General features: G+C 58.6%; 13 protein-coding genes and 1 tRNA gene. 13 read left to right on the top strand and 1 reads right to left on the bottom strand.

What is annotated here, in order from left to right; genetic code table 11:
• Positions 1-106 precede the first annotated feature (106 nt).
• The 7 genes from ACC569_RS04540 (at position 107) to rpoS (ending at position 4,849) form a co-directional block, all read left to right on the top strand.
• Positions 107-439, top strand: a complete 333-nt coding sequence (locus ACC569_RS04540) for an integration host factor subunit alpha (RefSeq protein ID WP_372522307.1) — start codon at positions 107-109, stop codon at positions 437-439.
• Positions 432-791: a MerR family transcriptional regulator gene (locus ACC569_RS04535; protein WP_372522306.1), complete on the top strand. Its 360-nt coding sequence runs from the start codon at positions 432-434 to the stop codon at positions 789-791. The genes ACC569_RS04540 and ACC569_RS04535 overlap by 8 nt, the downstream gene beginning before the upstream one ends.
• Positions 792-881: 90 nt before the next feature.
• A tRNA-Pro gene (locus tag ACC569_RS04530) sits at positions 882-958 on the top strand.
• 588 nt (positions 959-1,546) lie between these two features.
• The gene (gene surE / locus ACC569_RS04525; RefSeq protein WP_372522305.1) at positions 1,547-2,293 is read left to right on the top strand and encodes a 5'/3'-nucleotidase SurE; all 747 of its coding nucleotides are present in this window, start codon (positions 1,547-1,549) and stop codon (positions 2,291-2,293) included.
• Between the two features lie 26 nt (positions 2,294-2,319).
• Positions 2,320-2,979, top strand: coding sequence for a protein-L-isoaspartate(D-aspartate) O-methyltransferase (locus ACC569_RS04520; RefSeq protein WP_372522304.1), 660 nt, complete (start codon positions 2,320-2,322; stop codon positions 2,977-2,979).
• A gap of 53 nt (positions 2,980-3,032) precedes the next feature.
• The gene (locus ACC569_RS04515) at positions 3,033-3,791 is read left to right on the top strand and encodes a peptidoglycan DD-metalloendopeptidase family protein (RefSeq protein WP_372522303.1); all 759 of its coding nucleotides are present in this window, start codon (positions 3,033-3,035) and stop codon (positions 3,789-3,791) included.
• Between the two features lie 2 nt (positions 3,792-3,793).
• Positions 3,794-4,849 (top strand): RNA polymerase sigma factor RpoS, encoded by a 1,056-nt coding sequence (rpoS, locus tag ACC569_RS04510; protein ID WP_372522302.1) that lies wholly within the window; start codon positions 3,794-3,796, stop codon positions 4,847-4,849.
• Here the strand turns inward: rpoS and ACC569_RS04505 are convergent.
• Positions 4,829-5,224 carry an Mth938-like domain-containing protein gene (locus tag ACC569_RS04505; RefSeq protein WP_372522301.1) on the bottom strand — a complete coding sequence of 132 codons (396 nt, stop codon included), beginning with the start codon at positions 5,222-5,224 and terminating at the stop codon, positions 4,829-4,831. The genes rpoS and ACC569_RS04505 overlap by 21 nt on opposite strands.
• Before the next feature lie 106 nt (positions 5,225-5,330).
• On the opposite strand from ACC569_RS04505, the gene alaC reads away from it, so the two are divergent.
• The 6 genes from alaC to ACC569_RS04475 all read left to right on the top strand — a co-directional run bounded on the left by alaC (position 5,331) and on the right by ACC569_RS04475 (position 11,585).
• Positions 5,331-6,548, top strand: coding sequence for an alanine transaminase (gene alaC, locus ACC569_RS04500; RefSeq protein WP_372522300.1), 1,218 nt, complete (start codon positions 5,331-5,333; stop codon positions 6,546-6,548).
• A 138-nt stretch (positions 6,549-6,686) separates the two neighbouring features.
• Positions 6,687-8,009: a homoserine dehydrogenase gene (locus tag ACC569_RS04495; RefSeq protein ID WP_372522299.1), complete on the top strand. Its 1,323-nt coding sequence runs from the start codon at positions 6,687-6,689 to the stop codon at positions 8,007-8,009.
• A 119-nt stretch (positions 8,010-8,128) separates the two neighbouring features.
• Complete coding sequence (gene thrC / locus ACC569_RS04490) at positions 8,129-9,211, top strand: threonine synthase (protein WP_372522298.1); 1,083 nt, start codon at positions 8,129-8,131, stop codon at positions 9,209-9,211.
• A gap of 318 nt (positions 9,212-9,529) precedes the next feature.
• Positions 9,530-9,835, top strand: coding sequence for an STAS domain-containing protein (locus ACC569_RS04485; RefSeq protein ID WP_372522297.1), 306 nt, complete (start codon positions 9,530-9,532; stop codon positions 9,833-9,835).
• On the top strand, positions 9,832-11,211 hold the full coding sequence (locus tag ACC569_RS04480) for a methyl-accepting chemotaxis protein (protein ID WP_372522296.1): 1,380 nt from the start codon (positions 9,832-9,834) through the stop codon (positions 11,209-11,211). The genes ACC569_RS04485 and ACC569_RS04480 overlap by 4 nt, the downstream gene beginning before the upstream one ends.
• Before the next feature lie 11 nt (positions 11,212-11,222).
• Positions 11,223-11,585 carry a response regulator gene (locus ACC569_RS04475; protein WP_372522295.1) on the top strand — a complete coding sequence of 121 codons (363 nt, stop codon included), beginning with the start codon at positions 11,223-11,225 and terminating at the stop codon, positions 11,583-11,585.

Raw genomic sequence — 11,585 nt, 5'->3', positions numbered from 1 at the left:
GGATGTGGAGCAGGTGATGGCAGAGGTTATATCGACTCTGGGAACCGAGCTGGGAGCGCTACCACGTCAATAAGTCCTTGGGAACAAAGAAGAAGGGTATAGGCATATGGCTTTGACCAAAGCAGATCTTGCGGAAAACCTGTTCAACGAGCTGGGTCTGAACAAGCGGGAGGCAAAGGAATTTGTCGAGTTTTTCTTCGAAAAGATTCGCACCGCCCTGGCCGAAGGGGAACAGGTAAAGCTCTCCGGTTTCGGTAATTTTTCCCTGCGCCAGAAAAACCCCCGTCCGGGTCGCAACCCTAAAACGGGCGAGGAAATTCCCATCACCGCCCGGCGGGTCGTCACCTTCCGCGCCAGTCACAAGCTCAAGGAACGAGTCGAGCAGAATGCTCAGGCCAATCGCGAAAAGTTCAAGGCGCAGGCTGAACTAAATGCTTGACCCCGGCGAAAATCACGAACTCCCCACGATACCCGGAAAACGCTACTTCACCATCGGTGAAGTGAGTGAGTTGTGCGCGGTCAAACCTCACGTGCTGCGGTATTGGGAGCAGGAATTTCCCCAACTCAAGCCAGTCAAGCGCCGCGGCAATCGGCGTTACTATCAGCGTCACGACGTGATCCTCATCCGCCAGATTCGCAGCCTGCTGTACGTTGAAGGATTCACTATCAGCGGCGCGCGCAACAAACTCGATCTGGATAACCCCGAACCCCTGGATGCCAGTCGTCAGCAGGCCGTCAAGACGCTCATCAGCGAACTCGAAGGCGTCCTGGACATGCTTAAAAAGCTCTAAATTAGCCTTGCCTCTCGTTTATTCTCCGGTATGATGGCGACCGCATATCTGCGGTACATCATGCGGGACCCTTCCACGCAAACATACAGACGGGGCGTAGCGCAGCCTGGTAGCGCACCACCTTGGGGTGGTGGTGGTCGGAGGTTCAAATCCTCTCGCCCCGACCATTCTAATGACCTGTGCATGCCATCCCTGGCGCGACTCATGTGTCTTCGATCAGCCCCAACCCGTGCATCCATGCACGGGCGTTCATCGGCGACAACACCACTTCACCCTCTCGCCCCGACCAACATCTCATGTCACTGTTAATCAAAATTTTATTGCTTCGCTCTCATCCGGTCGTAACCGACGGTATAGCTTTTCATACCCGTATGGCGCACCCGAGCCCCGCAAGGCTTTGGGCGGGCGCCCCGGAGGGGTCGCGCACAGGGAGGTGCGCGACTGGCCCACGCGACAGGGATGACGCGTTGGGCCAGTGCCGGGCCCCAAAGCCGCGGAGCGCAGGAGAGTGCGCCATCCGGGTGGCCTTTTCTTTCGTCCATTTCTTTTGGCCGAACAAAAGAAATGGACCCAGGGTGCAGGGGCGGAGCCACCCGCAATTAGCTTTTGAGATCGCGCGCAAAGCGCGCGAGACATTCAAAACCTGGATCTCCGCCTTCGCGGAGATGACAACAATGTTGCAAGCTGTGGAGCATCCCGCATTCACATTAATGTCGCCGAAGGCGACTCCAAATAAAAATCACAGTTAGTCGCCAATGCGCATCCTTCTCAGCAACGACGACGGCTATCTCGCCCCCGGGCTGGCCTGTCTCGCGCGGGCGCTCGCGCCACAGGCGCACATCGACGTGGTAGCGCCGGAGCGCGATCGCAGCGGTGCCAGCAACTCGCTCACGCTGACTCAGCCCCTGCACGTTCATAAGGGCGAGAACGGTTTCTACTATGTGGACGGCACGCCGACCGATTGCGTGCATCTGGCCATCACCGGTCTGCTCGAGAAAGAGCCCGATATCGTCATCGCCGGCATCAACCGCGGCGCCAACCTCGGCGATGACGTGATTTATTCCGGCACCGTGGCGGCCGCGATGGAAGGACGCTTTCTGGGCCTGCCGGCCATTGCTGTATCGCTGGCGGGTAAAACCGGAACGCATTTTGAAACCGCGGCAGAGGTAGTGCTGCGTTTGCTGGACAAGCTCCAGCGCGATCCCTTGCCCGCGGATACCATATTGAATGTCAATGTGCCGGATGTACCGTTCGAGCAGCTCGCCGGCTTCGAAGCCACGCGTCTTGGCCACCGTCACAAGGCCGAGCCCGTGATCCGCGCCGCCGATCCCCATGGCAATCCGGTTTACTGGGTGGGCGCTCCCGGACCGGAGGCGGACGCGGGGCAAGGCACGGATTTTTACGCCGTTCGACACCATGCCGTGTCCATCACCCCTTTGCATGTCGATCTGACCCGTTATACTGCGCTGGAGCAGGTCTCGGCCTGGCTCAAGAAAATATAGGAAACTCCTGTGCTGAACGAATTCCGGTGAGAATGGACGTCCACGGCATCGGCATGACCTCGCAGCGAACCCGTGACCGGCTTATCCAGCGGCTGCGCGAAGAGGGTATCCGCGACGAACGGGTTCTCGAGGCAATGCGCAATGTGCCGCGTCACCTCTTCGTGGATGAAGCGCTCGCCACCCGCGCTTACGAAGACACGGCCCTGCCCATCGGCCAGGGGCAGACTATCTCACAGCCCTATATCGTGGCGCTCATGACCCAGGCTCTGTTGGCCGGCGGGCGCCTGAAAAAGGTCCTCGAGGTCGGCACCGGATCCGGCTATCAGACGGCTATCCTTGCCCAGCTCGTGGATACCGTTTATTCCGTTGAGCGCATCGAACCGCTGATGAAACTGGCACGGAAGCGCTTACGGGAAATCGGTTGCCGCAACGTCCAGATCAAGCTCTCGGACGGGAGCTGGGGATGGAAGGATCACGCCCCTTATGACGGAATCATCGTCACAGCCGCACCCGCGGAAGTACCGCTGGCCCTGATCGAGCAACTGGCGCCCGGTGGCCGGCTCATCATCCCTGTCGGCGGACCGGCCATGCAGGAATTGTTGCTGGTACAACATACGGACAAAGGTCTATCCCAGGAACGCCTCGAACTCGTCAATTTCGTTCCGCTCGTGAGAGATTCCATCTGAGAACAGCGCATGCGCCGTTCAACATCCATCGAATGGCCCCCTTAAGATGCGGAATGGCTTTCATGCTCGTGCTGCTCACCTCTTGCGGCTTTCCCCTGGCGCCGGTCAGCGAGCAGGGCACCGCGCTGCGACACCCGGAAGCCGGATACCGCGAGGTGCGGGTGGGCGATACGCTCTACAGCATTGCCTGGGAGTCAGGACGCGATTACCGTGATCTGGCAAGATGGAACCGCATCGCGCCTCCTTATGTCATCAAACCCGGACAGCAACTGCGCCTGTTCCCGCCGGCAGGTGCGGGCCAGGCGAGCCGTCCGATTTTAAAGCCATTGCCACCTGCGTCGAGTCAGCACGCGACTATCGAAAAAGTACCAGACAAGACAAAAGTCACGGCGGAAAAACCGCAAACGTCCGCCAAGCGAAATGCGCCCGCCGCCGCGACCAAACAACTCGACTGGATATGGCCAACAGAAGGCGCGTTGCTGGAGCGTTATTCCGCCATCGGTCCGAACAAAGGTATTGACATCGCCGGTCGCAAAGGCCAACCGATCCTCGCGGCGGCGCCGGGACAAGTCGTGTATCAGGGTGGTGGACTTCGCGGTTACGGACAGCTTATCATCATCAAACACAACGCCGATTTTCTGAGCGCTTATGCCCACTGCGACAGGATTTACGTCAAGGAAGGGAATGTGATAAAACGGGGCCAGAAAATCGCCGACATGGGCAGCAGTGGCGCCGACAGGGCCAAGCTGCATTTCGAAGTTCGATACCGCGGTGCTCCGGTGGACCCGCAGGACTATCTTCCCAGAAAGTAATTATGCCACCACGCAAACCGTCCCGCGCCCCCGTCAAAAAGGGCAAAACCAAAGTCAAATCACCTGACGCGATCAAGGTATCGCCCGAAGCCGAAGAGATCGAGGACGAGGCCGTCGCTCCGGCCGAGGAAGCCGAAGAAGAGGCTGCCGAGGAAACGACCCCCAAGGCGGTTGCCGAGGACGAAGAGCCTGAAACCGGCGGACGCAGGGCGGGCGACGTGTACTACTCGCACGCGGACGCCACTCGCATCTACCTTAAGGAAATCGGTTTTTCGCCGCTCCTGTCCGCCGAGGAGGAGGTCTTCTTTGCGCGCAAGGCACAAAAAGGCGACGGCAAGGCGCGCAAGCGCATGATCGAAAGCAACCTGCGCCTCGTGGTCAAAATCGCGCGCCGTTACATGAACCGCGGCCTTTCGTTACTCGATCTCATCGAGGAAGGCAATCTCGGCCTGATTCGCGCGGTGGAAAAGTTCGACCCCGAGCGCGGCTTCCGTTTCTCCACCTACGCGACCTGGTGGATACGGCAAACCATCGAGCGCGGCATCATGAACCAGACGCGCACCATCCGCCTGCCGGTGCATGTTCTCAAGGAGATCAATATTTATCAACGCGCGGCCCGTTATCTTGCGCAGAAACTGGACCACGAGCCGTCGCCGGAAGAGGTCGCCAATCTGCTCGACAAGCCGGTCGAAGACGTCAAAGGCATGCTGGGTCTCAATGAGCGTGTCGCCTCGGTCGACGCCCCGCTGGATGACGACCCCGACCGCTCACTGCTGGATGCCATCGCCGACGAGCGCACGCCCGATCCGGAGAAGGTCTTGCAGCGTGACGACCTGCAGCAGCTGATTCAGCAGTGGCTGGACGAGCTCAACGATAAGCAGCGCGAGGTGGTCGAGCGCCGTTTCGGGCTGAACCATCGCGAGATCTCCACGCTGGAGGAAGTCGGCGCCGACATTGGCGTGACGCGCGAGCGGGTACGCCAGATCCAGGTCGAGGCCCTGAAGCGCCTGCGGGTAATCCTGGAAAAGGCCGGTTACTCAGTCGATTCCCTGTTTTAGATCCTCGATCATTAGCAACGCGGCGGCCACCCGCCGGCCGTCGCTCATCAGGAAGTTGTAGGTGCGGCACGCGGCGCCGGTGTCCATCACCTCGATCCCGATTCCCGCCTCCACCAGCGATCGGGTAAGACTCGGCGCGGGAAACCGCAGCCGCGCACCCGTGCCCAGAATCACCACCTCCGGTTGCAAGGGGGGAATCATTTCAAAGTGCCCCGCCAACAGATCGGCAAAGCTGGCCGGCGGCCACTGTGCGACGACCTGGTGTGGCGTGACGATCAGGCTGGTGGTGTAGACTTCCTCGTTGATGGTGATGCGGCCGGGGGCATAGGCACGGATCAGGTTTTGCCCCATACCGGTTTCAAGATGAATTTTCATGGTCGCTGCCGGTGCACATGTTCCATCGTTGTGGCGAAAGCCCTATAATCTATGGTTATTCAGTGTCTTGGCGCCAAGCCTTTACTATACCAGCCCGGCTAAAAGCATGTCACAAAACGACGATTTTCCGCGCATAAAACGGCTGCCGCCCTACGTCTTCAACATCGTCAACGAGCTCAAGGCGCAGGCGCGTCGCCGTGGCGAAGACATCATCGACTTCGGCATGGGCAACCCCGACGGAGCCACGCCCAAGCATATCGTCGACAAACTGGTCGAGGCCGCTCAGCGCGAAGACACGCATCGCTACTCGGTCTCGCGCGGCATCCCGCGCCTGCGGCGCGCGATATGCCAATGGTACAAACGCCGCTACGACGTGGATCTCGACATGGACAGCGAGGCGATCGTCACCATCGGTTCGAAAGAAGGTCTTTCGCATCTGGCGCTTGCGACCGTCGACAAGGGCGACTCGGTATTGGTTCCCAATCCCAGTTATCCGATTCATGCCTACGGCTTCGTCATCGCCGGCGCCGATATCCGCCATGTGCCGCTCATTCCGGGCGGGGATTTTTTTGCGGAACTCGAAAAAGCCATCAAGACGGCCTGGCCCAAACCCAAGATGCTGGTGCTGAATTTCCCGGCCAACCCCACGACGCAGTGCGTCGACCTCGGTTTCTTCGAGAAAGTGATCGCGGTGGCCAGGGAACACGGCATTTGGGTGGTGCACGACTTGGCGTATGCCGATATTGTCTTTGACGGTTACAAAGCGCCGTCCATTTTGCAGGTGCCCGGAGCCAAGGACATCGCGGTGGAGTTTTTCACGCTATCGAAAAGTTACAATATGCCCGGCTGGCGCATCGGTTTCATGTGCGGGAACACCAAACTCGTGGCGGCGCTGTCGCGCATCAAGTCGTACTTCGATTACGGCATGTTCACACCGATCCAGGTGGCGGCCATCCTCGCGCTCGAGGGGCCGCAGGATTGCCTGGAGGAGATCCGGCTGACCTACCAGAAACGGCGCGACGTGCTGTGCAACAGCCTGTTCGCCGCCGGCTGGCTGGTCGAAAAGCCCAAGGCCACGATGTTCGTCTGGGCGCATATCCCCGAGCCATACCGCGCGATGGGCTCGCTCGAATTTTCAAAGAAATTGCTTACCGATGCCAAGGTGGCGGTTTCGCCCGGCATCGGTTTTGGCGAGTTTGGCGATGCGCATGTGCGTTTCGCGCTTATCGAGAATGAACACCGTACGCGTCAGGCCGTCCGGTCTATCCGCGAGATGTTTCGGAAAGATCAGGTGCTGACTAATGTGCGCCAGGTCAATAACTGAGAGTCTCTAACAGAATGAATATGATCTTGAACCGCCAAGGACGCCAAGAAAAGCGAGTTTATAGATCAAAAAACTTAGCGCTCTTGGCGTCCTTGCGGTTTAAATAATTTTTTTATTAGAGATTCGAAATCCATAATCATGAAACCGGTCAAAATCGGCATCCTCGGCCTCGGCACCGTAGGCTGCGGCACGATCAACGTGCTGGCGCGCAACGGGCAGGAAATCGCACGCCGCGCCGGGCGCGAAATCAGCATCATCCAGGCCTCGACTCGCGACCTGAAGAAGAAGCGGTCATGCGCTACTGCCAGCATCAAGCTGGTACAGGACCCGCATGAGGTGGTGCGCAATCCCGAGATCGAGGTGGTGGTCGAGCTGATCGGCGGTTACGACCCGGCGCGTGCGCTGGTGCTCGAGGCCATTGCCAACGGCAAACATGTGGTGACCGCGAACAAGGCCCTGATCGCCGTGCATGGCAACGAAATTTTCGCCCAAGCGCAGAAAAAAGGCGTCATGGTGGCGTTCGAAGCCGCGGTGGCCGGCGGTATTCCCATCATCAAGTCGGTGCGCGAAGGGCTCGCGGGCAATCGCATCGAATGGCTGGCCGGCATCATCAACGGCACGAGCAATTTCATTCTCACGGAGATGCGCGACAAGGGTGCGGACTTTGCCGACGCATTGAAGGAAGCGCAACGATTGGGTTATGCCGAGGCCGATCCGACATTTGACGTGGAAGGCATCGATACTGCACATAAGCTCACGATTCTGGCGGCCATCGCCTTTGGCATTCCGCTCAAATTCAAGCAGGTCTACACCGAAGGCATTACCCGGATTACCCGCATGGACGTGCAATACGCCGAAAAGCTGGGCTATCGCCTCAAGCTGCTGGGAATCGCGCGGCGCACCAACGGCGGCGTCGAACTGCGCGTGCACCCGACACTGATTCCCGAGCGACGGCTCATCGCCAACGTGGATGGGGCAATGAACGCGGTACTGGTCAAGGGCGATGCCGTAGGTCCGACGATGTTTTACGGAGCCGGAGCCGGCGCCGAACCGACGGCCTCGGCCGTGGTCGCCGATCTCGTGGACGTCGTGCGCACGCTGACGGTGGATCCGAACAACCGCGTGCCACATCTGGCGTTTCAACCGGATGCGCTCGTGGACCTGCCGATCCTTCCGATCGAGGATGTCGAGACCTCGTATTACCTGCGTCTGCATGCGCTCGACAAACCCGGCGTGCTGGCCGAGGTCACGCGTATCCTGGCCGATCTCAACATCAGTATCGAGTCGATCCTGCAAAAGGAACCGCACCCGAATGAGGAGACCGTGCCGGTCATCATCCTGACACAACGGGTTCGGGAAAAGAACATGAACGAAGCCATTGCCCGCATCGAGAAACTCGCCTCGATCAAAGGCAAGGTCGCACGCATCCGCCTCGAACATCTGAACGCTGATTGGAAATAAAATAATTGAAACCACAGATAAACACGGATGAACACGATTAAAAATCGATAGACGAGAATATTTTTAATCTGCGTTTATATGTGTTCATCTGTGGTTCCACAAATTATTTAGGATTAAATATGAACTTGGGTAGCCGTTACATCGGCCTCATCGATAAATACCGCGACCGTTTACCGGTCTCGGACGACACCCGTATTATCAGTCTCGGTGAAGGAGCCACGCCGCTGATACGGCTCAACAATATCCCACTCGAACTGGGCAAGCAGGTGGACATCTATGTTAAGTTCGAGGGCCTCAATCCGACCGGTTCGTTCAAGGATCGTGGCATGACCATGGCGGTGACCAAGGCGGTGGAGGAGGGCAGCCGTGCGATCATCTGCGCTTCCACTGGCAATACCTCGGCCTCGGCCGCGGCCTATGCCGCGCGCGCTGGCATTGCCTGTTTCGTGGTCATCCCCGATGGGAAAATCGCCTTGGGAAAACTGGCGCAGGCGATGATCCACGGGGCGGTAGTCATCCAGATTGAGGGAAACTTTGACGCTGGCATGGCGCTGGTGAAAGATGTTGCCAACGAAGCGCCGGTGACGATCGTGAATTCGATCAACCCATATCGTCTGCAGGGACAGAAAACGGCGGCCTTCGAGATCGTCGAAGAACTGGGCAGCGCGCCGGATTACCACTGCTTGCCGGTCGGCAACGCCGGCAACATCACGGCGCATTGGATGGGTTACTGCGAATACGCCGATCACGGCATCTGCAACAATCGCCCGGTCATGGTGGGCTACCAAGCCGCGGGCGCCGCGCCATTCATTCTCGGCAAGATGGTGGACAATCCCGAGACGGTCGCTACCGCTATCCGCATCGGCCATCCGCAATCCTGGGACAAGGCCTGGCAGGCACAGAAGGAGTCGCAGGGCTGGTTTGAAAAATTCAGTGACGAAGAAATCCTGGCGGCGCAAAAACTCTTGGCCCAGAAGGAAGGCATTTTTTGCGAACCGGCTTCGGCCATTTCGCTGGCTGGCGCTATGCATGACATCAAACGCGGCAAAATCCCTAAAGGCAGCCGCGTGGTCTGTACCCTGACCGGCCACGGTCTCAAGGATCCCGACACGGCCATCAAACAGAGCAGCGGACCGATGCTCAAGGTCAAGGCCGAATTGGGCGCCGTCAAACAGGCCATTCTGAACAACCTGGCTCTTTGAGCTGCCGCTCTCTGTAACATTCCTGCCGCAACCGGACCTGGCCTCCTTTAACTGAGGGGTCTGTGGCTTTCTTTTCGCTATTCCCTGCCTCCCGGCAGAGTCCTGGCCGCTCATATTAAGTGGCCATTTATCGCTGTTTTCCAGCCATACCCCCTTTTTTCTGCGAGTTTGCCTGTCCCTGCTGAAAATCCCGTGGCTGGCACGGCTATTGCTATAACTATATGAGGATGTTTGCAGGTTCCCCCGGCCAATTCCGGGGAACGGCAGGTACATGGCCAACCGAGGCCACGAAAAGGATAGGTCGTGACAGGAAACAGTATGGATCCGGTTCACATCGAACATACCGCCGATACCACGCATGTGGCGCTAGAGGCGGTGCTCGGCATTGTCGATGCCCAAACTCTGCATGCAAAGCTGAGCGCGGTGCTTGCCTGCGCCACGCCGGTGGTGCTGGACGGCAGCCGGGTCGAACGTCTGGACGCCGCCGCCATGCAGGTGTTGGCGTGTTTTTTCCGTGCCGCCCGCGAACGCGGTCTGGCGATCAGTTGGCAAAGCCCGTCTTCCGGTTTGCAGCAGGCCGCGCAATGGCTCGGCCTTGAATCCATTCTTGAGATGAAATCATGAACGGACCGCTTTCTTTCAACCCCTCTGTTCTGTCGCACTCGGCCTCCTGGCCGCGCTGGTGGCTGTGGGCCGTCGTGGGCATGACGGTTTCCCTGTCGTGGACGGTGCCGTTCATACCCTGGTGGGCGGGGTTGGGCAGTGGTTTATGCGCCGTTCTCACGCTGACCATTCTAGCGTTTTACGCCCGCAAGCAATATGAGGAAAAGCCGCTGGAGGGAGAGGAAGTGCTCGGCGGACACGACGCAAAACAGGTACTCGAGCAAGTGGATGCGTTGATGTCGCCATCCAAGGACATTGAACAGATTCCTCAGGTCGACGAAGTTCTGCAGAACATGGCGGCGGATAACCAGCGTCGCCGTCTCGAGGACCTGATGCGTCGCTGGGTGGACGTGGCGCAGCGTTACAGCGAAGCCGCGCTCGTGTTGCGCAAGGATATCTACTCGGTGATCAAGCAGACCGAGCAGGCCGCCAATACTATCGCCAGCAGTTTCGAGGCGGTGATCAACAAAGCCACCATTCAGGCGCGGCAGGCGATGGAACTGCTCGAAGGCACGCAAGGCGCCACGAGCGACGGCGTGCCTCAATCGCTGAAAGATTTCATTCAGGTATCGGATGAACGACTCAACAAAATGGCCGATGAGGTCGTGCGAGTGGCGGATCTGTCGGTCAACATGGTACGCGAACTTGACGGTGTCCAGAGCCGCACCCAGGCCATCGACGGATTCCTCCTCGACGTGGAGAAACTGGCCGACCAGACCAGCTTGCTGGCACTGAACGCCGACATCGAAGCGGCGCGCGTCGGCGAACACGGGCGTGGTTTCTCGGTCGTGGCGTCCGAAGTTCGGCGCCTCAGCAAGCGCTCGCATGAATTCAGCGATCGCATACGCGTGCATCTCAAGGAAGTGAGAACCGGTCTGAGCAAGACCTACGGCAATATGCGCATGCTGTCCGCGGCCGATATGGAACACGCCCTCCAGATCAAGGAGGACGTGGTTTCGCTCACGCGATCGCTGGAAGACAAGAACCGCGAAGTAGCCGAAACCGTCAGCTGCATCAACGAGATCAGCAAGGAAATCGCGCAAGACGTGCGCAACGTCGTCGTCTCCCTGCAGTTCCACGATATCACAAGCCAGAAACTGAGCGGCATGCTGGAACCGATGGACGACCTGCGTCGCTCGCTGTATCACCTGATGCAGGAAACTATCAATCTCGACAAGAGCTTGCTCAAGAACCTGCCGAATAACGAGCGCTGGCTGTCACGGATGCGTGACGACCCCGCGCCGGGACCGGTGACAAAACCGATGAAAAACGCTGTACAGGAACCGCGCACAGTCCATCAGGCCACGGATAACGGGCCCGCAGTGGAGTTGTTCTGAAGGAGACCGCCATGGCAACCATACTTACCGTCGACGATACCGCCTCTATGCGCCAGATGATCAGTTTCACGCTGCATAGCGTGGGGCATGAAGTCATCCAGGCCTCGGATGGCAAAGAAGCGCTCAAAGTCCTTGAAGGAAAAAAGGTCGATCTGGTGATCGCGGACATCAACATGCCCAACATGGACGGGATTACCCTCTTGAAATCCCTGCGTGCACTGGCGGATTACAAGTTCACGCCCATACTCATGCTCACTACCGAATCGCAGGAAGCCAAACGCCAGCAAGGAAAAGTCGCCGGCGCCACCGGATGGATCGTCAAACCCTTCAATCCGGAACAATTGTTAACCGTGGTGAAAAAGGTGCTGGGATAA

The sequence above is a fragment of the Sulfuricaulis sp. genome (assembly GCF_041499725.1).
Classification (GTDB): domain Bacteria; phylum Pseudomonadota; class Gammaproteobacteria; order Acidiferrobacterales; family Sulfurifustaceae; genus Sulfuricaulis.
This window is presented reverse-complemented; position numbering and strand designations above follow the sequence as displayed.